Source organism: Acinetobacter sp. TY2 (assembly GCF_046269225.1).
Taxonomy (GTDB): domain Bacteria; phylum Pseudomonadota; class Gammaproteobacteria; order Pseudomonadales; family Moraxellaceae; genus Acinetobacter.
In genome coordinates this window covers 127,210-150,754 of record NZ_JBJZOR010000003.1, presented here as the reverse complement: position 1 = coordinate 150,754, position 23,545 = coordinate 127,210, and the positions used below count along the sequence as shown (strand labels likewise).

Below are 23,545 nucleotides of genomic sequence, written 5' to 3'. Positions count from 1 at the left end.
CCTCCAGAGATAACAATTGTTGTTCAAGCTCAGCCTAAATATTTCGGCTTCCTGAGATAAGCTTTCTATCTATACCCCAGTATTATTTTTAAGCTACTCACGTTGAATCATACAAACACTTAGCAAATTTTCCAAGTGCTTGATAACTTTAATCAAGCAAATTATTGACAAAATTACTTACAATTTCCGTTGTAATTCGGTAATTTTTTACTCAATTTTATAACGATTATAGCTTAGTCTTCCTAATCACTGTATTTTAACAGCAATCGAAAGCGATAGTAATAAATATTTTATTATGAAAGCCTTCGATAACAAATATAAATTAAAAAGCAAATTAGTTAAAGAACTATAAAAAATAAATTGGATAAAAACATGTACTTATATTATAAACAACGTGCTTTTACGTTGATTGAGCTTGTCATCACTATTGCTGTACTCTGCATTATTGCGACGTTTGCACTGCCGATGTATCACAAATTACAAGAAAACTTAGAGCTAAATAGAGTACCTGCACTCGTCCGCCAACAAGTCGCTTTAGCTAAGACTCAAGCTTCTACTCATCATAATACAGTTGTAATGTGCTCATCTGAACACATGGAAAAGTGTGAAATCAACCAATGGCACAACGGAATAATTATTTTCTCAGACACTAATAACAATAAAATAATTGACAATAATGAAATAATTTATTCTACGCTGAAAACTGAAATTCGTTATGGTACTTTTCGCTTTATCAACAATGCCACCAATACTAAAAATACCCTCACCTTCCAAGGTGATACAGGTCTACCACGTGGTGCAGCGGGCGGATTCCACTACTGTAGTTTTAATGATAAACAGCAATATAATTACTATCCAGTGAGTCCAATGGGTCACGTTCGTATTGATAAATCTGATAAATGCAATTAGAACCCATGGGTTCAGTTTCTCGATTTAGTTCGGACTTTTATCCTGAGTAAATTGCAATATACTGCTAGCGTTTAAGATGGAAACAACACATTAGGAGAGACAAATCATGACTGACATCGTCATTGTTAATGGTGCCCGTACAGCAATGGGTGGATTCCAAGGTAGCCTTACAAGTGTCACAGCACCACAACTCGGCGCTGTAACCATTAAAGAAGCTGTTGCTCGTGCGGGATTACAACCTAATGATGTACAAGAAGTCATTATGGGTTGTGTTCTTCCTGCAGGCTTAAAACAAGGTCCAGCACGCCAAGCAATGCGTCAAGCGGGCTTACCTGATTCAACCGGTGCTGTAACCATTAACAAATTATGCGGTTCAGGTATGAAAGCCGTCATGCAAGCGGCTGATGCGATCAAAGCTGGTTCAGCAGATATAATTGTTGCTGGTGGCATGGAGTCGATGACCAATACACCATATATCTTGCCAAAAGCACGTGCAGGTTATCGTATGGGACATGGCGAAGTGAAAGACCATATGTTCTTTGATGGACTAGAAGATGCTGAAACGGGTCGTCTTATGGGCTCTTTTGCGCAAGACATGGCAAATACCCGTGGCTATACACGTGGGCAAATGGACGAATTTGCTATTCGTTCTTTACAACGTGCTCAAAAAGCGATTACCGAAGGTTATTTTGCAGATGAAATCGTTTCTGTAACCGTATCAGGTCGTAAAGGTGATGTGGTTATTGATAAAGATGAACAACCTTTCAATGCCAATATTGAAAAAATTCCAACCTTACGCCCTGCTTTTGCCAAAGACGGTACGATTACCGCTGCCAATGCAAGTTCAATTTCAGATGGTGCATCTGCATTGGTACTTACAACAGCCGATCATGCTGCAATTAAAAGTTTAAAACCATTGGCAAAAATTGTGGCCTACGCATCAAATTCTCAGCATCCATCAGAATTTACTATTGCACCTGTGGGCGCAATTGAAAAAGTTTTGAAAAAAACAGGTTGGGATGCACAAGAAGTTGACCTTTGGGAAATCAATGAAGCCTTTGCAATGGTGACTATGGCAGCAATGGATGAGTTCAAACTTGATGCTGAAAAAGTCAACATTAATGGTGGCGCATGTGCGCTTGGTCATCCAGTTGGTTCTACAGGATCACGTATTATTTTGACACTGATCCATGCATTAAAACGTACAGGTGGTAAGAAAGGTATTGCAGCGCTGTGCATCGGTGGTGGTGAAGCTACTGCAGTAGCGATTGAAATTCTTTAATTTATTTTTAAATTAAAACTGCTATAAAAAATCCCTCGCCCATTGAGGGATTTTTTATATTTATAATTTTTATATTCTTATTTCCCATTCACATTTAAATACATAAGATTCATCTTTTTTTAAGATTTATTCTGCTAAATTAAATGCCTCAAAACAATAAACAAGGCTTACCATGCAACTTAATCATTATCTCAATTTCCAAGGTGAAACCGAAGCTGCCTTTCTTTTTTATCAATCCGTTTTTGGAGGTGAGTTTTCTTTTCTCAAACGTTATTCAGAACTACCTGATGTACAAGTTTCTGAACATGAGCAAGATTATCTCTTACATATTTCACTACCCATTAATGAATTTACCGTATTGATGGGTTCTGATACCACTGAACAGTTTTGTGCACAAAGCCATCCCTCTTTCAGCAAAGGTAATAATCACTATATTTCAATCAACTTAGAGGCACATGAGGTCGAAGAAGCTAGACGTTTATTTCAAAAACTATCCGTAAACGGTCAAATTGAAATGGCTTTAGCAGAAACATTTTGGGGAGCTTTATATGGAGCATTCACCGATCAATTTGGCATTAAATGGATGGTCAATTGCCAACTTAACGCTGAATAAACTGGCATTTTCAATATAATTTTGACTAACCACAGCCTATGGACTGTGCAAAATATCGGTTATAGTGTAAAGAAAATAACTCTCTTGCGACAAAAATGATTACAGGCTTAAGTCACACATTACTGATTATTTTAATTACGATTCTCACCTCCATTGCGGCATGGCAACATCGTAATATTATGAATCGACTGATTTTTAATATATCAGCCATTAAACATGGACAATATGACCGCTTTCTCACACATGGATTCATTCATAATGACGGCGTTCATCTTTTCTTTAATATGTTTACGTTGTATTTCTTTGGGCGACATGTAGAGTGGTTTTTTAGAGACTATTTACATGGCATGGGCTTTGTCCTTTTTTATTGTAGTGCAATTATTATTGCGGCAATTCCTGGTTATTTACACAATAGAAATTTCAATGCTTACCGTAGCTTAGGGGCATCTGGTGCAGTCAATGCAGTTTTGTTTAGTGCAATTCTATTCGACCCATGGAGCATGATTTACCTCTTTTTCATTCCAATACCAGCGATTGTTTTCGGTACCATTTATCTTTGTTATAGTTTTTATGCGCTTCGTACAGGACATTCACCTTCAATTGAACATCGTGCTCATATTACGGGTGCGGCTTATGGTTTTTTAGTCCCGTTATTATTTGAGCCCACACTCGGTACAATGTTCTTCTATAAATTTATTGATACACCCTTATTTTAAAAATAAACGTCCTTTTAAAAACTCGTAATGTTAAATAGAAGTTAAATATTGCATATAAAAAGGTGAACTTTAACATTCACCTTTTTATTCACTTAGACATTTTAGAATTCAATATTTTCATATCATCATCAATTTTGATCTAAACGGAATGAAGTCATTGTAATTGAGCCGCCGACAGCCTGCGTATTAAAAAGACTTAACTCATCTTTATCTTCTTGCAATGCAAGTGCATAAATCATTGGATAATAATGATCAGGTGTTGGAATGGCTAAATGAAACGCTTGCCCTTGCTTATCCCAATTAATCAATGATTGATGGTCATGTTCTAAAAGAAATTTCTGCATTTTCGCATCGGCTTCTAAAGCCCAATCAAAACCATAATAATCATTCATTTGACCGCGCGGAATCAACCTTAAATTATGGACGAGATTACCACTTGCCACAATTAACACACCTTTACGGCGTAATTGGGAAAGTTGTTTGGCTAAATCATAGTGATATTGCGCACCTTGACTATAATCAATACTCAGTTGAACAACGGGAATGGTTGCTTGTGGAAACACATGACAAAGCACGCTCCATGTTCCATGGTCTAAGCCCCATTCGTGGTCTTGGTGAATTTGAATACTTTTTACTTCATCAATGGTTGCATCCACTAAAGATTTATTTCCTGGCGCAGGATACTGCACATCAAAAAGTGCTTGTGGAAAGCCACCAAAATCATGAATGGTTTTCGGCATTTGCATTGCAGTGACAGCCGTCCCACCTTGCGTCAACCAATGTGCAGAAATACATAGAATTGCTGTAGGCTGCGTTTTCAATTCGGCACCGATACTATTCCAAGTGCGTGTAAATTCATTGGTTTGTATTGCATTCATTGGCGAACCATGTCCGAGAAACATCACGGGCATAACATCCGTATTCGGCAAGGTTGCATTCCAACCTTTGAGTAGCGAAAGATCACCTGTGCTTTGATTCAACATTGCATTCACCATAAATTATTTTTATTAATTATGCAGAGATTCATGCTGTAGAAGTAGGCAGTTTTACAACATAGAACATTGCAAATTTAGAACGCCGAGGACTAAAAAAAATTGTAGTGATTAACTTTTTCAAATATTTTTCAATAAAAAAGCCGAATTTTCATTCGGCATTCTACTCAGTTTTCAATAATGGTCTTAAAGTAATTCTTTGCGTAATTGTTCTGGGCTTTTCATCGACAATAAACCTGGCGCAACATCAAATGCTGTTTTCGCACCATACTGTTGCATTTGGTTCAAGCGATAACATGCTCGTGCATACGCAACCAATACGCTCGCAGTAAATTCAGGATTACTCTCCAATTTTAATGAAAACTCAACCACTTGATTCTGTTCATCACTCGTATTACCACTACGAATCACAAAACCACCATGTGGCATTTTTTGATGGTTTTGTTTCAATGTCGCTCCATCAATAAAATTCACAGTCGTGTCGTAATCTGCAAAATAATCTGGCATGGTTACAATCGCTTGTTCGACTATTTTTGCATCCGCACCATCTGCAAGTACCACATAACATTCACGTTGATGTTTTTCTTTAGTCGTTAAAGTTGGACGCACACCACTACGTACTTTTTCAATCGCATCTGTCGATGGAATTGTATATTGCACGCCTGCTTTCACGCCATCTATACGACGGATTGCATCTGAATGCCCTTGGCTTAAGCCTTTCCCCCAAAAGGTATACGTTTCCCCGTCAGGTAATAAGGCTTCACCAAATAAACGGTTAATTGAGAACATCCCTGGATCCCAACCAATTGAAATCATCGCTGTTTTTTTATTAGCAATCGCAGGTGCATCTACCGCCGCAAAATATTCTGGAATACGAGCATGCGTATCAAAGCTATCTACTGTATTGAACTGACTCGCTAGAATCGGACCTTGTTGTGGCAAATCATCTTTAGAGCCCCCACATAAAATTAAAACATCAATTTCATCTTGGAAATCACTTAATGAATCCATAGCATAAACTTGCGTTTCCACAAAACATGGAGAAACCATTTTTGGTTCACGACGGCTAAAAATACCGACTAATTGTAAATCTGGATTTTTTTGAATCGCAGTTTCAACACCACGCCCAAGATTGCCATAACCAGCAATACCAATACGAATAGAATTTTGCATAAGAATGATGTCACTTAGTAAATAAAAAGACTAAAAATAAAAGTGAATGCCGAACCTTTTTAAATCAGGTATGAACTTTTATTTTGAATATTCCAAAAACAATAAACCTATTGCCTTAAACTTAGGTAACCCCATATTACATGAGCACGCACCAAAATGGAGCATCATCAACTATATAAAAAATATCTAAATCTTTATTCAACACCACAAAATAAAAAGCCTGCATTATGCAGGCTTTTAGTGATCAAACAGAATTAAGCACCTGTTTGATAACTTGCTTTATCAACAGCAGTAGATGCTTGGTACGGATTTTTAAAATCATTCAAACCTGAAGCAGCCTCTTGAATATCTTTACCTTCTTTAATGACGAAAGTATCAAAACCTGAGCGCTTCATATAATTCAAGACATCTTTAAAAACATCGCCTGTTGCACGAAGCTCGCCTTGGTAGCCTTGACGGCGTAACAATGCAGCAAACGAGTAACCACGACCATCATTAAAGCCTGCAAATTCAATAAAGATTGCATCAAGCTGATCCAACGGAAATGCATTGGTTTCAGGTGAAGCATCTACAGTAATATAGAGTGCTTTTTTACCTGAAATATTGCCAATTTGATCTAACTGCTCAACAGTTAAAACCACATCACCTTGCGGTAATACACCATCTTCACCAATCACTTGATAAGTATTGTCTGCAATTGAGCCATCTTTAGAGAGGACTTGAAGTGCTGTATTAAGCATATGCGCGCTCCTTAAATGGTTGAATGCCGACACGGCGGTAAGTTTCGATAAACTCTTCGCCTTCTGCACGTAAATCTAAATAGGTATTTAAAATTTCTTCAACAATATCAGGTACAACGTCTGCTGCAAATGATGGACCGAGAATATCACCAATCGATGCATCGTGATCCGCATTACCGCCAAGTGTAATTTGATAAAATTCTGCGCCTTTTTTATCTACGCCTAAAATACCAATATTACCCACATGGTGATGACCACAGGCATTCATACAACCCGAAATATTAAGATCAAGTTTACCTAAGTTATAAATGGTATCTAAGTCATCAAAACGGCGTGAAATCGCTTCTGAAATTGGAATTGATTTTGCATTTGCCAATGAACAGAAATCACCACCCGGACAACAAATAATATCGGTAATAAAACCAATATGCGCACGAGCTAAGTTATTTTGATCAAGGATTTGCCACAATTCGAACAAATCTTTTTGTGGTACATCGACCAAAGAAATGTTTTGTTCGTGTGTAGTACGTAATTCACCGAAAGTATATTTATCTGCAAGATCTGCAATCAAATTCATTTCTTCAGTGGTCATATCACCTGGTGCAACACCTGTACGTTTCAATGAAATCGTCACAATACGATAACCTGCAACTTTGTGGGCATTGGTGTTGATGTTAAACCACTGTTTGAATTTTGGATGTTCTGCAAACTGTGCAGTAAAATCTTCATCTACATAATTTTGATAATCAAACGGTGTAAATTCTTCGTCTAATTTTTCCAAAATTTCAGGCTGAATTTTCAAAGTTTTAATGGTTTCAGCAAATTCAGCTTCAACTTTTTCAGCAAAGACAGCAGGCGTCAGAGCTTTAACTAAAATTTTGATACGTGCTTTATATTTATTATCACGGCGACCATGCAAGTTATACACACGCAATACCGCTTCTAAATAGGCAATTAAATCTTCACGTGGCAAGAAGTCACGTATGAAGCTACCAATAATTGGAGTACGACCTAAGCCACCACCCACTTTGATTTTATAGCCCATCTCGCCTGTTTCATTACGTACGATATAGACACCGATGTCATGAAATGCAGTTGCAGCACGATCTGTTTCTTCTAAAGCAGATACTGCAATTTTAAATTTACGTGGTAAAAATGCAAACTCAGGATGGAAAGTTGACCATTGGCGAATCAATTCGCAGGTTGCACGTGGATCAGCAATTTCACCCGCTACGACACCCGCATATTGATCCGTTGTGGTATTACGAATACAGTTTCCTGAGGTTTGAATAGCATGCATTTGAACCGTTGCAAGCTCAGCCAACATATCAGGGACGTTTTCTAGCGCAGGCCAGTTAAACTGAATATTCTGACGTGTTGATACGTGTGCATAGCCACGGTCATATTCTTTTGCAAGCTCTGCGACTTTGCGCAACTGATTTGAGTTCATCAAACCATAAGGAACTGCAATACGAAGCATCGGTGCATAACGTTGCACATAAAGTCCATTTTGTAAACGTAAAGGGCGATACTCGTCTTCTGTGAGTTTACCCGCTAAATAACGTTCCGTTTGATCACGGAATTGGGCAACACGTTCATTGATCAGTTGTTGATCGAAATCAGTATATAAATACATGGCGTACAGCTAGTAGATTCATTATAACGATGCACAATATAACGAGATTTCATCTATCAATAAAATGTTTTTTTTCCATACTTTATAACGGTTTTATTGATAAGCATTCATCAAAGACTTGATTAGCAACACTTTCATCTTAAATTGTCATTTTATACAGATCATTGATGTTTTTATTCATTACTTATGATTTTTTATGATAAGTATTTTTAAAGAAATACGCCCGATATGTCCCTTGTTTATTCTGCATCTAAAATTTGAGGTGACCTTTACTTACAATGCTATTATCTTTTTAGATATCAGGTTCTGTCTTGTCTGCATTATACGCATTACTGTTATTTTCAAAAAAAACTCTACAATTGTAAATAAAAAAACAAAAAGCCTGACGAGTCAGACTTTTTGGATATATCACTAAAGAGAATTATTATTTGTCAGGCAATGCATAAGCAACGATAGAATCACCCATTTTGGTACCAAATGAACCATGACCACCAGCCATGATTACAACGTATTGTTTACCATTGCTTTCATACGTCATTGGTGTTGCTTGTCCACCTGCTGGTAGACGACCTTTCCAAAGTTCATCACCATTAGTGACATTGATCGCACGAATGTAATCATCTTGAGTTGCACCTACGAACATCACATTACCCGCAGTTGAAATTGAACCACCCAACATTGGTACACCCATTTTAAATGGTGGTAATGGAATACCTGGCATACTATCTCGAATTGTACCAATACGACGTTTCCAAGCAACATCATGCGTTTTTAAATCGACACCAGCAACATAACCCCATGCAGGTTGTTTACATGGCAAACCAAATGGTGAAAGAAACGCACTAATTTCAACGCCGTAAGGCACGCCATACATTGGTTGAACACCAGCCTCTGTACCTGCACCTTTGGCCGTTTTTTCACGATTTGGATCTTGTGGAATCAGTTTCGAAACAAATGGTAAGCCAATTGGATTCATTACAGCAATTTGACGGTCAGGATTGAGTGACATCCCCCCCCATTCAAATACACCTAAGTTACCTGGAAAAACGAGAGTTCCATTTTCAGAAGGTGGCGTATAAATTCCATCATAATTTAATTTATGGAACGAAACACGACACATCAACTGATCAAACATGGTTGCACCCCACATTTGTTTATCGGTTAAATTATCTTTAGGCGCAAGGTTGAAGTCAGAGAATGGTTGAGTTTTAGCATACCACTCACCTTTGGTTTGCGGACCACGTTTCACTGTTTGTGGTACAGGACGTTCATTGATAGGAATAATTGCTTTACCCGTACGACGGTCTAGAACAAAAACATTTCCTGTTTTAGTCAATACATAAATTGCAGGAACAGTTTGCCCTGTTTTATCTTTAATATCGGCTAAAGTAGGTTGCGCAGGTACATCCATATCCCACAAATCGTGGTGTGTTGTTTGGAAATTCCAAATCAATTGACCCGTAGTTGCATTAATTGCAAGCATAGAATTTGCATAACGTTCATGTAATTCCGTACGGTTTCCGCCCCAAATATCAGGCGTACCAACACCAGTAGGCACATAAACAATATCTAGTTTTGCATCATAAGCCAACGGTGCCCAAGCATTCGGTGAGTTTTGAACATATTTTTGACCTGGAGCAGGGATCTGATTTGGATTCTCTGCACCCGTATCAAAAACCCAAAGAAGCTCACCTGTATTTACGTCATAACCGCGAATCACACCAGAAGGTTCTTCAGTTGAGAAGTTATCTGTAGTCGAACCACCAATAATAATGGTTGTACCAGTGACAACAGGAGGAGATGTTGGGATATAACCACCTGGATAAGGGAATGGCATATCTTTTTGTAAATCAACTTCACCATTATGACCGAAGTCAGAACAGGCTTTACCAGTTTCAGCATTAACTGCAACAATACGGCCATCATTGACAGGTAAAATGACTTTTTTAGGGCATTCTGTAGAAGATGATTTTTTAGCTTGTAAACTTGTAGCAAAGCCAACTGTATTATTTGCATCATAGTAAGAAACACCACGACACGTTAAATGTTGGAATGTATTGTCAGATTTAAGTTTTGGATCATATACCCATTTCTCTTTACCTGTTGTTGGGTCAAGAGAAACCAACCGTTGGTGAGTGGTACACAAGTAAACATTGTTTCCAACTTTAATTGGTGTGACCTGATTGGTGGTTTCGCCTGAATCATTCTCAGTTTTAAACTCGCCCGTATGATATTCCCAAGCAACTTTCAAATCTTTGACATTCGTTTCATTAATTTGAGTGAGTGGTGAATAACGTAAACCTGATTGAGTGCGACCATAAGCAGGCCAATCGCCATCAGCAATACCCTCAATCGAAGCAGGAGTCGGTTGTTTCGTGGTTAAAGTGCCACGGATTTCTTGCGGATCATTAAAAACTGAATAGACCATCACTGCAATGGTGATTGCCAATGTACTTGTTAATGCAATTTTTGCACTTTTAGTTTCACGGAATCCACGAGTAACCGCAGGAATTAATAAGAATAAACCAAATACGCCCAATATATCTAATCGTGGTGCGAGTGCAAAAAAGTCTGAACCAACTTCCCACAATCCCCATACGACTGTACCTAGAACAAGTGCAGAATATACAATCAGTGCTGAACTTTTTAATTTATGCAATAAAACTGCTGTAACAATGAAGAGTAAACCTGCAATGATGTAGTACCAAGACCCACCAAGCACTGCAAGATAAATCCCTCCAAGCAGAAGTACTAAACCAATGATTACAGCAATAATTGCTGCAATGGTTCTCAGTACTGAGCCTGCCGAAGATGGAGTATTCATAATGACCACCTATTTTTAAGACTTATAAAAGCCCATATTGAGACAACTCAACTATGGACACCTTTTATAATTTTTAGATAACAGATATCTGACCGATCTAACTTAAAGATCATCATTTGACATAAAAGATAGAGCGACCAAACTCAAATACCTGCCATCTAAAAATTAGAATGCTGTTTGAAATTTAATGCCGCCAACCCATGTATTTTCGCCATTTTTATAAGCGCCAACATGGCGAATATATTGAATATTTGGACGAACTGTTAACCAGTTTGTCGCATGAATGCCATAATAAATTTCGGCATCGTATTCTTCACTTTGTAAACCACGTGTATCAATAGTGTTGTTAACACGATTTGCATCATTGACATCATCATTCATGCTAATACGTGCAAAGCCCATTGCAATTTCATCTTTCGGGCGAGCATCAAATGCGCCTTTATAGACCAAGCCAACGTTTTGCATATCACTAACTGCATTGGTCTTTGAATCATGCAACGTTAAGTTTATAAAGCCAGTTAAACCACGAGAAGTATCACCATGATGTGCAGTAAGTTGTTGTTTCACAACGACCCATCCACCTTGTTTGTGATCAGTTTCATTTGAGTTTTTAATTACATCAGCATCTGCAGTGCTGTAGTAATATCCTAGACGATACTCACCAGAGAGGTTTTTATTCCCTATTTTCGGCTGCCAAACCACTTCAGCTGGAATGATTGCGCCTTTTGAACCATCGGTACTGAGATTCCAACCTTTTCCACGCTCAAGATTTTCAGGGTTATATTCATAAACACCAACTTGAGCATAAACTTCAGGGTTAATATTATATTTCACACGCGCAGCCCATTGACTCACAGGCCAGTTGTACCATTGATCACCAACCCAGTTACCAACTTGTGAACCACACAGAGCTAAATTTTGGAAATCACAATCAAAGCTATTAAAATCCTCGCCTTCACCAAAACGTCCAACTTTGACATCTAACTTTTGATCGAGAAATTGCTTCTTGATCCAAAAATCAGTTAAACGCCAAGTTTGTTCTCGTCCCCAAACTTCTTGTGATGAACTTAAATGACCATTAAGTGCATCAGAGGTTTGAGAAAGCGAACGACCATTACGTTCAGTCACGGTAATTTGTGCTTCGGTGTCCTTCCAACCAAGGACTTTTTCTAAATCGATATGCGTACCAATCGCAAATTGGTCAGCGTATTCAGTACCATGGCTTGAATGCTCTTTCGAATCCAATAGCGTTGCCAACTCCCCAGTATAGCCAAAGTTAAAATCATAACCTTTTTGCTTCAATGCGGTACGTTGGCCATTCCAATCACCCAGCATCCATGGACTTTCTGGGCTAAATGCATCAGTAGCATGGCTAAGAGAAGCACCTAAAATGAAGCTTCCCAAAGCACAACAAACTGATTTAGAGATAAATGAGTAATACATGGCTATGTATCAACCTTAATATTTTTATGTGTCTTAGATGTAGCTTACGCCTATTTTTTGTAAATTAATGTTTGAAATTTATACACACATCCCAAGTTATTGTAATTTAGTTCTTAATAAATATTTTTAATTTGTAAAAAGCAACTCGACTTAAGTATAAATTAATCAACACATACGTAAGTATTTTCCCATTGATTGGGAAAAAATTGACCTTCAAGCAGTCTAATGTAGCGCCCGCCAATGCAATCAATGGGTAAACAATCATCTACCTCTAGTACACGATCTGTATGTTGTTTTTGCCAATGCATTGCAAAGTACGCTTTACCTCGTTGTTTTGCTAAATCTGAACTTGGAGCAACAATCAAAATATAACGATGCAATTCACCAAATTCACGAGCATCATAGCCTCCTAAATTAATCAGCCAAAGTTTTTCATCATGTAAATTTGGCTGTGTATCTGCAAATTGGATTTGATAATGTCTTCCTTCACCTTGTACAGCATTGATTTGCATCCATGCATCAATATGTAAACCTTTCTTTTCACCAAACCATACATTTTTTAATTGAGGGTAGGTCTCTTGTAAGGTATCACCGATTGCGAAAACCACATCATGCACTTCTGTATTTGCTCGTGCATGACGACCACCGAGCATAACCATAAATAAGTTGGACATTTTCAATCCTTAAAAATAAAAATCCCCCTTTTTAAAGGGGGGACTTAGAGTAACTCATTTTAAAATCCACTCTTTAGAAACAATATTCCTCACATTTATAAAAGGGGGAATATTGAATCCTTACATATCAACCATTTCTACGCCATCAATACGCGCAACGGTCATCAAATCTTTATCTCCACGACCTGAAACAGTCGCAATAATAATTTGATCTTTCGACATCGTAGGTGCAAGTTTCGTCACGTATGCCATTGCATGTGAGCTTTCAAGCGCAGGAATAATTCCCTCAATATGTGTTAAATCACGGAAACCTTGTAACGCTTCATTGTCATTGATTGGTACATATTCCACACGATGCATATCTTTTAAGAAACTGTGTTCAGGACCAACACCAGGATAATCCAACCCTGCTGAAATTGAGTGCGTTTCAATGATCTGACCCTGTTCATCAGACATCAAATAAGTACGGTTACCATGAAGTACGCCAACATGACCTGCATTTAATGGTGCAGAATGTTTACCCGTTTCGATGCCATAGCCAGCCGCTTCAACACCATACATTTTCACATCTTGATCATTTAAGAATGGATAGAACAAGCCCATCGCATTTGAACCACCACCCACACATGCTACAAGGGCATCAGGTAAGCGACCTGCTTGCTCTTGAATTTGTTTACGTGCTTCACGACCAATAATCGATTGGAAATCACGAACCAATTGAGGGTATGGATGTGGACCTGCCACTGTACCAATCACATAATACGTCGAATCTACGTTTGTTACCCAATCACGCATTGCTTCGTTCATGGCATCTTTTAACGTTTTAGAGCCACTTTCTACAGGTACAACCGTCGCACCAAGTAAACGCATACGGTACACATTCATGGCTTGACGTTTTACATCTTCTGCCCCCATGAACACGACACATTCAAGACCTAAACGTGCTGCAATTGTTGCCGTAGCAACACCATGTTGACCTGCACCTGTTTCGGCAATAATACGTTTTTTACCTGAAAGTTTAGCCAACAACGCCTGACCAATGGTGTTATTCACTTTGTGAGAACCTGTATGATTAAGGTCTTCACGTTTCAAATAAATTTGCGCACCACCTAACTCTTTTGACCATCGCTCAGCATGATATAGCGGACTTGGGCGTCCAACGTAATACGCCAAATCACGGTCGAACTCTGCCAAGAACTGTGCATCATCTTTCATACGGAAATAGAGTTTTTCTAAATCCTCAAGTGCTGCCATTAAAGTTTCTGATACAAAACGTCCACCATGGATACCAAAATGCCCGTTTTTGTCAGGAAATTGGGTATAGTCAATCACTTGATCTTGTAAATTATCTTGTTGATTACTTTGCTGATCCACGTTGGACTCCTTGCATAAAGCGTTCTATGAGTTGTTGGTCTTTTATACCTTTGCTTGATTCTACCCCACCACTTACGTCTACGGCATAAGCACCTGTGGTATGAATCGCATCTTCAACATTTTCAGGTGTTAAACCACCTGCCAAAATTAAAGGAATATCGAGTTTTGGGAACTGTGTCCAATCAAAACGATGCCCTGTGCCACCTTTGAGCTCAGGATGCCATGCGTCTAGTAACATAGCACTCGCACCTACTTGTTGATATTGCTGAATCGTTTCGATCATTTCAGCACTAGTCACATCAGGTTTAACCTGAATCGCTTTATACCAACGTCGCCTAACGTGATTGGCAATCTGCTGACATTGTTCAGGGCTTTCATCACCGTGAAACTGTAATATGTCTAGATGTACATCTTTCAGAATTTCGGCAATTTCATCTGCCGTCGCATTGACGAACAAACCCACCACTTGCACATAAGTAGGAACTGCCTGTACCAATGCAATTGCTTCGGCTTTATTGACACTACGTGGGCTCGGTGGAAAAAATACAAAACCAATGGCATCTGCGCCTGCATCGACCACCGCTTTTATATCTTGTACTCGAGTAATACCACAAATTTTGGCACGGGTACGCATATTCAACGCTCTGATTTTATGGGTTACATCGCCATATAGAGAATATCAAGGCGAACCATTGTAATCCAATTTTTTAAACTTGCGTGTAGTTCAGTCTGATTATTATTCTAGAGCAATCAATTTTATTGTGTATTTTTCTGTAGATGGAATCCAGCTTTAAGAACAAACTTATGGTTTCTATCATCTGATCGAAAGGACATTGTTTAAATGTTCCGCAAACTTTATACTTCGCCCACTTACAGCAAGCGAAGCTTTTTAGCTTTAGGGAAGTTGGTGGAAATCCGACACTGCCCCCGCAACGGTAAAATGAACCGCATATCGTTATAAGTCATAAGATTTACACCACTGCAATTTTTTTGTGGGAAGGTGGATATGTCAATATTGCAATGCAATATTTATATTTAAGTCCGGATACCCGCCTGTTGTGCCCATCCACCAATCATTCACGGGGAGTGAATGTATGGAGCATATCATGTCTATTCTTTTCAAACCTACCGCACTTGTAGGTGCTATTGCGATTGCAATGGGATTTTCTACTACTGTTTCTGCTGAATCTTCTGTAAATAGCTCAGCCAAATTACAACCTATTGTAATTACAGCGACGCGCTCAGAAGAAAAAATTGAAAATATTCCTGCACGCATTTCAATTATTGAACCTCATATTTTAGAACAATCGCCAATTGCCGAATTACCTCACTTGCTCATGAGCGATGCATCAATTGATATGATGCAATATGGCGGTTATGGTCAAGCGGCATCAATTTTCACCCGTGGCACAAATTCAACGCATACCCTTGTCCTACGTGATGGTGTACGTCTCAATACTGGTTCAGCAGGTTCAGCTTCACTTGCCTTTATTGATACCACGGACATCAAACAAATTGAAGTCCTTAAAGGCCCTGCATCTGTATTGTATGGTACAGATGCAATTGGTGGTGTTGTTCAGCTAGTGTCAAAAACACCTGAAAAAACAGGTGCATTTGTTACAGGTGAAATTGGCGAACACAATACTTATAAATCGGTTATTGGTGCTGACCTTGCTGAAAATGGTGTATATGCCCAAATTCGCGGACAACGTCTTGAATCAGATGGTACACAAGTTACCGATTTTAAAGACAGTAATGTCAAAGCAGGCGCTTATGATCAAAAAGGCGTAAGTGCAAAATTCGGTATTGATAAAAAACGCTATGCAGCTTCTGTTGACTATTCAGAAAACCAAGGTACTGCAACTTATGTTGATGGTATCAATGATGCAAATTGGAATCTGATTGGTCTTAAAAATGTTTCACAAGATTTTAAAAATGAAGTGATTAATCTTAAAGGTCGTATCAATGTCAATGATAGCCTTTCAGTAAATGCTCGTTTGTCACAATTCAAAGATGACTTAGAGCAAAATGACTCAAATGATTCAATTTTCAACACCACTAAAGAAGCCGAGTTGACTGCTAAATGGCAATTTACGCCAACACAAAATATCTTAGCAGGTGTCGCAACCAAAAATATTGAATCTGATGTTGTGTCAGGAAGTGGTTTTTATGGTGTAGATTACGACAAAGAAGTCGAAAGTACGGGTTACTTTGTTCAACATCAATATCAGACTGAAAAACTTCATACACAATTGGGTCTTCGTGTCGAAGATCATGAAACCTTTGGTACACATACTGTAGGTCAAGCTGCTGCTCGCTATCAAGTTTTACCTTCTACTAGCGTCTATACCAATATTGGTACAGCATTCCGTGCGCCAACCAATAACGATTTATATGCTTTAAGTTGGGGGGGTAATCCTGATCTCAAAGCTGAAGAAAGCATGTCGTATGAAATTGGTTTAGATCAAAAAATTACGGATAATTTAAAAGCAGGCATTTCAGCTTATCGTAATGAAGTCGATGATTTGATTACTTATGTAACTGATCCTGTCACTTACGAAGGTCGTTTATATAATGTTAAAAAAGCTACTTTTACAGGTGGTGAGTTCAATTTAGATTGGGCAAATGACGATTTATTTGCCAACTTGTCTTATGCTTATGTACAGCCAAAAGACAAAGAAACAGATAAAGATCTCGCACGTCGTTCACGTCAAAGTTTGACATTTACGACAGGAATTCAAAACGACGTATATGGCATCAGCACATCTGTATCGGCAAAGTCTAAACCGAAAAATAGCAGTGTTTCAGGCTATGCAACAGTTGATGTGAATGCTTTTTGGAATGTAAATCCAAATGTTAAACTTTTCACAAATATTCAAAACATTGGCGATGTCGAATACAAAACCACATCGTATAGCAATGGTTACTACTATGTGAATGGTGGTCGTCTTGCATCGGCAGGTGTGACATTTAAGTATTAAGATAAATGCTAAGATTTTAAAGCACAATCTAAGTACATAAAATTTGAGGATAATGTCATGAACATGGCATTATCCTTTTTCGTCTCTAGACAAATAAATTAGCAATTTAAGGAAAAACATTATGGGTCACCGTTTAAGTAAAATTTATACTCGTACAGGCGATTCAGGAACGACTGGTTTGGGCGACGGCTCACGCGTAGCTAAAGATGATTTACGCATTGATGCTTTAGGCGATGTCGATGAACTGAATTCTATTGTCGGCGTATTGCGTTCCCAAATTGCGGTGAGTGCCATTGCAGATAAAGCACCTTGGGATAAATCACTGAGCCTGATTCAACATTGGTTATTCGATTTAGGCGGTGAAGTGTGTATTCCCAATTATCATTTATTACAATCAGTTGCGATTGACTATTTGGAAAACGAAATTGACAAAATGAATGAAGATTTACCCATGTTGAAAGAATTCATTTTGCCATCAGGAACATTGGTGTGTAGCTATACGCATCAAGCACGTTCTGTATGTCGTCGCGCAGAACGTAGCTTAATGACAGTACACAGTCGTGATCAAAATATTCAAGCTACAGCTTTGCAATTACTCAATCGTTTATCTGATTGGTTCTTTGTTGCATCTCGTGCATTACAACGTGCGGAAGGTGGTAGCGAAGTGCTTTGGCAAAAAAATATTAATGAGACGATTTGATCTAATTTTGCTTAAATATACAATAAAAATTCCCTCTCCTCTTAGGCGAGGGCTAGGGAGGGATCTCCTCCCCTTTATACTCTTGCGGAGCAAATATAGTACCCGATATTTTTTAAAATTCATTTAACGTTTCAATACAATATGCGGTTATGTTCAACTTATACTTTTAGTTAGAAAAAAAGCAAATAGAGTTCATTATGAAAATCATCGGACACCGTGGTGCGCGCGGAGAAGCACCTGAAAACACACTCGGTGGATTTCAATATATCCATGACTTAGGCATCCGTGCAGTCGAATTTGATGTACGGCAACTCAAAGATGATGCGTTAATTGTTATGCACGATGACAACTTCCTCAGAACCACTGCCATAGATCAAAAACTCTACCAACTAGATAGCACTCAACTCGAAGCTTACAATCAAGCCAATATTTGGATGGATTGGGAAAAGCAAGTAACACCAACCTTACGCCAAAGCTTAAACATCATGCATGACTTTGCTCATCTTGAAGTCGAAGTCAAAGCAGTAGATACTCAAGTACAAGCTGAAAAATTAATTGCCGAATTACAACAACAACTCAGAGGCTTTGAGCATACAGCCATAATCACCAGTTTTGACCTTAAAATTCATCATGCATTAATCCTTCAAAACACCTATTTTAAACATGGTTTACTCATAGAAAATGACATTGGCGAAAAAGCCATTGAGCAAGCTATAGAATTACAATGTTGTCAAATCGGTTGGATGAATCAGTTGGCAACAGATGAGATAATCAAAACAACACAAAAAGCAGGTTTAGCGGTCAGTGTATGGACAGTGAATGATATTGAACGAGCCAAACATTTACGTAACCTAAGAATTGATGGACTGATCACTGACTTTCCTAAAATGATGCAAATAGCTTTAGAACAAATCAAATAAATACTTTTGTTTTACATAAAAGCCTATTTTTTATATAAATTAAATTAATAAACAATAGGATTGAAGTTCAATTCTACAGTCTTATAGGATTTCAATTGAATAAAAAACACTTCCGTATCTACTGACTTTAGTGTCATTCTTTTTTTTCGATCAAACCCTTAAAATCTATGTTTTATTCTGTTACTGTTTTATACAATACAGATGTACACTAATCATAGTGAAGCCCTATTCACTCATGTTAATATGTGGTCATATATAGCCTGAAAACAGAAACTATATTTTTGACTTTTAGCCTTAATGCAAGGTTCTCAGGAGTGCTGTTGGAGATGAATGCTCCCCTACCCAAAGCCCCGATTAACTGGATCGCTGTTTTTGCTCTAGTTTTTCTTCCTATTGTTGCTGTGATCGCCATTCCACTTTATGCGTGGCATCATGATTTTAGCGTAGCTGCTTGGATCAGTTTGTTTGTACTGCTTGGTGTAAGCAGTCTAGGCATTACTGCGGGTTATCACCGCTTATGGGCGCATCGTGCCTATGAAGCAACACTGCCATTAAAAATTATTTTAATGATTATGGGAACTTTTGCCGTTCAGAACAGTATTCTTTTCTGGGCTTCAGGTCATCGTACCCATCACCGTCATGTTGATGATGTGGAAAAAGATCCGTATTCTATCAACAATGGTTTTTGGTTCGCACATATTGGTTGGATGCTTCGTAACTATCCATCTGGTGGTTCAAACTATAAAAATGCACCCGATTTATTGAATGATAAAGTCGTGATGTTCCAAGATAAATACTACATTCCATTGGTTATTGCAGTCCATGCAGGTATTTTATTGCCAATTGGTTGGGCAACTGGTGATATGTGGGGTGTATTGTTATTAGGTGGTTTATTGCGCTTAATCTTCAGTCACCATGTTACATTCTTTATTAATTCACTGTGTCATATGTGGGGCAAACGTCCTTATACAGATGAAAATACAGCGCGTGATAATTTCGTCCTTGCGATTGCGACTTGGGGTGAGGGTTACCACAACTACCATCACATCTTCCAATATGACTATCGTAATGGGGTTAAATGGTGGCAATATGACCCAACAAAATGGCTGATTTGGTCTTGCTCTAAATTGGGTTTAGCCAAAAATTTACGTCGTATTCCTAGCTTTAATATCAAAAAAGCTGAACTTGCGATGCGCTTTAAATATGCCCAACAGGATCTTGCTGTATATGGTCATGATGTCAATGCTGACATTCTTGCAATGAAGCACAAAGTTTCACAAGAATATGAAGCTTTTACGCATACGCTTAATGATTGGGCTGCTTTAAAAGAGCAAGAACTTCAAGCGAAGAAAGCGTCTGTGGCTGAAAAGATTCACCAAATGGATGTCAAACTTAAAGTTGATTTTCAATTGGTTGAACAAAAACTTGCTTTCCATCGTGATCGTTTAGAAACGTTGATGCGTGGCATTAAAAAGAATACTGTTTAATTTTAATGAATATTGAAAAGCTCCGAAATGGAGCTTTTCTTTTACCTTAAACTTTTAAAATAAAAGAGAACAAAGTGAATATCAATCATATTCCTTTTGGGATTACCAATTGGACAAATATCCCTACAACTCGCCATGAAGGTGAACACGGATATGCGCTTTGGCGTACTCAACAATTTGACAATATTCGTGTGCGAATGGTTGAATATTCAGAAAATTACTTAGCAGACCATTGGTGTTATAAAGGTCATATCCTCCTTTGCTTAGAAGGTGAATTACACACCGAACTTGAAGATGGCCGTATATTTACACTCACAGCAGGAATGAGTTATCAAGTTGCAGATCATGCTGAAGCACATCGCTCATCTACAGAAAATGGGGCAAAGTTATTCATTGTAGATTAAGCCTATGTGAATACAACACTTGAACCATCGAATCCATTTTTAAACTTTGCTATAGTTTCAGCAAAGCCTTGCTGATGTTCTGTTATGAAATTCAATCCACGCTATCCATCACTCAATCCAAAACTCTACCATGAGCAAATGCCTTCACCGCTCAAAGGTGCAAAAGCAGGACATTTCAACGAAACATTGGCGGATGAATTACAATGGTCTGATGAAGACAAAACACAATGGATTGAAATCTGTAGCGGACAAAAAACATTTCCTGAATTTCACCCACTCGCAATGGTGTATGCAGGACATCAATTTGGACAATGGGCAGGACAATTGGGCGATGGTCGAGGCTTACTCATCGCACAAATTTTAAATAAAAATGAGCAGACGATAGACCTACACTTAAAAGGTGCGGGCTCAACCCCCTACTCCCGTATGGGTGATGGTCGTGCAGTTTTACGCTCGGTCATTCGTGAATATTTAGCAGGTCATGCACTCAATTCACTTGGTGTACCTTCGAGTAATTCGGTTGGGTTTACATCTTCAGCTCAAGGTGTACAGCGTGAAAAATTAGAGCTTGGTGCTATGATGCTCCGTACTTCAGACTGTCATATTCGCTTAGGACATTTTGAGTGGATCAATCAATATCAACCTGAATTACTGAAAGAATTTACTCAAAAATGTATCGAATGGCACTATCCTGAATGTTTAGAAGCAGAGCAGCCTATTTTAGCTTTTGCCACTAAAGTCATTCAAAATACGGCTGTGATGATTGCAAAATGGCAATTAGTCGGTTTTGCACACGGCGTGATGAATACCGATAATTTAAATATCACAGGTTCAACTTTGGACTTTGGTCCATACGGTTTTATGGAACGCTTCCGTCCAAATTGGATCAATAATCATAGTGATTATAATGGTCGTTATACTTATCAAAATCAGCCGAGTATGGCACATTGGAATTTGTGGAATTGGTTAAATAATTTAATTCCACTTACCCAACCTGAAACTAAAGAACAATTCAAAACAGATTTAGCCAATTGTCTTGAGCATTTTGAACCGACATTTTTAGAAAATTATACCCATGGTCTATGTCAGAAAATAGGTCTACCAATTTTCCATAAAGACAGTTTCGATTGTGCAATGGCTTTTTTAAGAATTCTACAAAGTGAGCAACTGGATTACACCGACAGCTTTACTCGTATGCAAAATAAACAATACGAAGCTATTAAAGATGATTGTATTGATCGTCGTCAGTTTGAAGACTTTTTTACTCAGTATGAAAATATTCGTAAAAATCAAAATACAGGTGAATTGGATGCTGAAATGCTTAAAGCCAATCCTATTTATATTCTGCGTAACCACATGGCACAAAAAGCAATTGAACATGCTGAACGCGGTGATTTTTCAGAAGTCGATCGACTGTTTAAATTACTCAGTCAGCCTTTTACTAAGCAACCTGATTTGGAATGTGCAAAAGACCTCGCCCCCTTGCCAAGTGATGTACCTGAAGTAATGGTGAGTTGTTCTTCTTAACAACTCAACACACCTAAATGAACTTCAATTCTATGGCTCTCACCAAAAATATTGTGCATATAAATACGTACTAAAGCGATGCGCATCATTTGTTGCAAGATCATCTGCCATATATTTAAAGCCAATATTTTTGTGTTGTGCAGAAAAACCTAAAGACTGTGTTTGTGGTTCAATATGAATACCGTATTTTATAGGCTCAGTCTGCCAAAACCCATTCAATTGAGCTAAAGTTAAATATTCATTAGAAAAGCTACTCAGGCTCAAGCTCCATGGTTGAGTTTCTGGTTTATAACGAATCTCAGAGGTTATTTTATAAGGTAACTTTTGCTTATATTCTTTTGTTGTACTTAGTTGCCCTGCGATATTCATACGCGGGCGACCGTCTTGATCGTATGAGAGTGAATAACGTGTAAAAGGTGCATTGTCCCAATAAAGATGCGCCAATACATCTTCAAGCTGTACATTGACCGACCAATTTTGACCAATCTTCCCTGCCAGACCTAAATCAAAACTATAACCATAACCTTTATTGGTCTTACCATTCCAACCCAATTCATCTTCTTTGAGTGCAGGTTTATCGTAACTATAACCTAAATACCCATTGAGCCAATCAACACGATCCATAAGCTCGGTCATATTTGTTGTTTGACCTGTAGCTTTAAAATTTCCATCAACATAATGACGACCAATTAGCGCTGTTACACCGGTTGTAACTTTCCAATTTGAGCCCATGTTCCAATCATAGGCAAATCGTGTTCCAACCGTATCAACATGCTGCGCTTCGAGTTCTAAATCATAGCGCCTGTTACCATCAATAAGTTGATCATTTTCAATTTGGTAATACAACTTTGCCATGTCTTCACTAAAATTTAGTTGATAGTCATAACTCCATACCCAACCCAATGTCCAATTGTCTTTTTGGGTTTCAAGTTTCATTTTCCCTGAAGCAAAAGCATTTTTTCCTTTTTTTAGATTCGAAGTTTCCCAATCATCTAAAAAAGCATGTACAGATACTGGTTCACTATAAAGTTCAGCATTGACAGAAAGACGAACAGACTGTTCCGCATATACCCATGTTGGGCACAGCATTAAAAATATAAGATTTTTTTTCATTCAATTTGAAAGAAGACAGCATATGCTGTCCTCTTCT

20 protein-coding genes and 1 riboswitch are annotated in these 23,545 nt (G+C 38.2%); of the genes, 10 read left to right on the top strand and 10 right to left on the bottom strand.

The features are described 5' to 3' along the window. Positions 1-372 precede the first annotated feature (372 nt). The 4 genes from ACK1JC_RS02860 (at position 373) to ACK1JC_RS02845 (ending at position 3,520) form a co-directional block, all read left to right on the top strand. Positions 373-909, top strand: coding sequence for a Tfp pilus assembly protein FimT/FimU (locus ACK1JC_RS02860; RefSeq protein WP_409510345.1), 537 nt, complete (start codon positions 373-375; stop codon positions 907-909). Between the two features lie 106 nt (positions 910-1,015). Further along, on the top strand, positions 1,016-2,191 hold the full coding sequence (locus tag ACK1JC_RS02855) for a thiolase family protein (RefSeq protein ID WP_409510344.1): 1,176 nt from the start codon (positions 1,016-1,018) through the stop codon (positions 2,189-2,191). Positions 2,192-2,363: 172 nt separating this feature from the next. Further along, positions 2,364-2,804: a VOC family protein gene (locus tag ACK1JC_RS02850; protein ID WP_409510343.1), complete on the top strand. Its 441-nt coding sequence runs from the start codon at positions 2,364-2,366 to the stop codon at positions 2,802-2,804. A 95-nt stretch (positions 2,805-2,899) separates the two neighbouring features. Continuing rightward, positions 2,900-3,520: a rhomboid family intramembrane serine protease gene (locus ACK1JC_RS02845; protein WP_409510342.1), complete on the top strand. Its 621-nt coding sequence runs from the start codon at positions 2,900-2,902 to the stop codon at positions 3,518-3,520. A 128-nt stretch (positions 3,521-3,648) separates the two neighbouring features. On the opposite strand, the gene ygiD is transcribed toward ACK1JC_RS02845, so the two are convergent. The 9 genes from ygiD to ACK1JC_RS02800 all read right to left on the bottom strand — a co-directional run bounded on the left by ygiD (position 3,649) and on the right by ACK1JC_RS02800 (position 15,010). After that, complete coding sequence (gene ygiD / locus ACK1JC_RS02840; protein WP_409510341.1) at positions 3,649-4,503, bottom strand: 4,5-DOPA dioxygenase extradiol; 855 nt, start codon at positions 4,501-4,503, stop codon at positions 3,649-3,651. A 195-nt stretch (positions 4,504-4,698) separates the two neighbouring features. After that, entirely contained in the window at positions 4,699-5,685 is a 987-nt protein-coding gene (locus tag ACK1JC_RS02835; protein WP_409510340.1) for a diaminopimelate dehydrogenase, read from the bottom strand. A 254-nt stretch (positions 5,686-5,939) separates the two neighbouring features. Next, positions 5,940-6,425, bottom strand: coding sequence for a DUF934 domain-containing protein (locus ACK1JC_RS02830; protein WP_409510339.1), 486 nt, complete (start codon positions 6,423-6,425; stop codon positions 5,940-5,942). Then, on the bottom strand, positions 6,418-8,061 hold the full coding sequence (locus tag ACK1JC_RS02825) for a nitrite/sulfite reductase (RefSeq protein WP_409510338.1): 1,644 nt from the start codon (positions 8,059-8,061) through the stop codon (positions 6,418-6,420). Before ACK1JC_RS02825 ends, ACK1JC_RS02830 begins: the two co-directional genes overlap by 8 nt. 424 nt (positions 8,062-8,485) lie before the next feature. Next, entirely contained in the window at positions 8,486-10,885 is a 2,400-nt protein-coding gene (locus tag ACK1JC_RS02820; protein WP_409510337.1) for a glucose/quinate/shikimate family membrane-bound PQQ-dependent dehydrogenase, read from the bottom strand. A gap of 165 nt (positions 10,886-11,050) precedes the next feature. After that, entirely contained in the window at positions 11,051-12,328 is a 1,278-nt protein-coding gene (locus ACK1JC_RS02815) for a carbohydrate porin (RefSeq protein WP_409510336.1), read from the bottom strand. 161 nt (positions 12,329-12,489) lie between these two features. Next, on the bottom strand, positions 12,490-13,002 hold the full coding sequence (locus ACK1JC_RS02810; protein WP_409510335.1) for a DUF1543 domain-containing protein: 513 nt from the start codon (positions 13,000-13,002) through the stop codon (positions 12,490-12,492). A gap of 120 nt (positions 13,003-13,122) precedes the next feature. Beyond that, on the bottom strand, positions 13,123-14,376 hold the full coding sequence (gene trpB, locus ACK1JC_RS02805; protein ID WP_409510334.1) for a tryptophan synthase subunit beta: 1,254 nt from the start codon (positions 14,374-14,376) through the stop codon (positions 13,123-13,125). Further along, positions 14,360-15,010: a phosphoribosylanthranilate isomerase gene (locus ACK1JC_RS02800; RefSeq protein WP_409510333.1), complete on the bottom strand. Its 651-nt coding sequence runs from the start codon at positions 15,008-15,010 to the stop codon at positions 14,360-14,362. The genes trpB and ACK1JC_RS02800 overlap by 17 nt, the downstream gene beginning before the upstream one ends. A 226-nt stretch (positions 15,011-15,236) precedes the next feature. Next, positions 15,237-15,448, top strand: a riboswitch (cobalamin riboswitch). 34 nt (positions 15,449-15,482) lie between these two features. Here ACK1JC_RS02800 and ACK1JC_RS02795 point away from each other — a divergent pair. The 6 genes from ACK1JC_RS02795 to ACK1JC_RS02770 all read left to right on the top strand — a co-directional run bounded on the left by ACK1JC_RS02795 (position 15,483) and on the right by ACK1JC_RS02770 (position 22,395). Next, positions 15,483-17,357, top strand: a complete 1,875-nt coding sequence (locus ACK1JC_RS02795) for a TonB-dependent receptor plug domain-containing protein (protein WP_409510332.1) — start codon at positions 15,483-15,485, stop codon at positions 17,355-17,357. A 121-nt stretch (positions 17,358-17,478) separates the two neighbouring features. Next, positions 17,479-18,057, top strand: a complete 579-nt coding sequence (locus tag ACK1JC_RS02790) for a cob(I)yrinic acid a,c-diamide adenosyltransferase (RefSeq protein WP_409510331.1) — start codon at positions 17,479-17,481, stop codon at positions 18,055-18,057. Between the two features lie 197 nt (positions 18,058-18,254). Beyond that, positions 18,255-18,977: a glycerophosphodiester phosphodiesterase gene (locus tag ACK1JC_RS02785; protein ID WP_409510330.1), complete on the top strand. Its 723-nt coding sequence runs from the start codon at positions 18,255-18,257 to the stop codon at positions 18,975-18,977. 326 nt (positions 18,978-19,303) lie between these two features. Continuing rightward, on the top strand, positions 19,304-20,464 hold the full coding sequence (locus ACK1JC_RS02780) for an acyl-CoA desaturase (protein WP_409510329.1): 1,161 nt from the start codon (positions 19,304-19,306) through the stop codon (positions 20,462-20,464). Between the two features lie 74 nt (positions 20,465-20,538). Further along, positions 20,539-20,868 (top strand): DHCW motif cupin fold protein, encoded by a 330-nt coding sequence (locus ACK1JC_RS02775; RefSeq protein ID WP_409510328.1) that lies wholly within the window; start codon positions 20,539-20,541, stop codon positions 20,866-20,868. Positions 20,869-20,952: 84 nt separating this feature from the next. Continuing rightward, positions 20,953-22,395 (top strand): protein adenylyltransferase SelO, encoded by a 1,443-nt coding sequence (locus ACK1JC_RS02770; protein ID WP_409510327.1) that lies wholly within the window; start codon positions 20,953-20,955, stop codon positions 22,393-22,395. A 39-nt stretch (positions 22,396-22,434) separates the two neighbouring features. Here the strand turns inward: ACK1JC_RS02770 and ACK1JC_RS02765 are convergent, their stop codons facing one another. Continuing rightward, the gene (locus ACK1JC_RS02765; RefSeq protein WP_409510326.1) at positions 22,435-23,508 is read right to left on the bottom strand and encodes a hypothetical protein; all 1,074 of its coding nucleotides are present in this window, start codon (positions 23,506-23,508) and stop codon (positions 22,435-22,437) included. Positions 23,509-23,545: the final 37 nt, after the last annotated feature.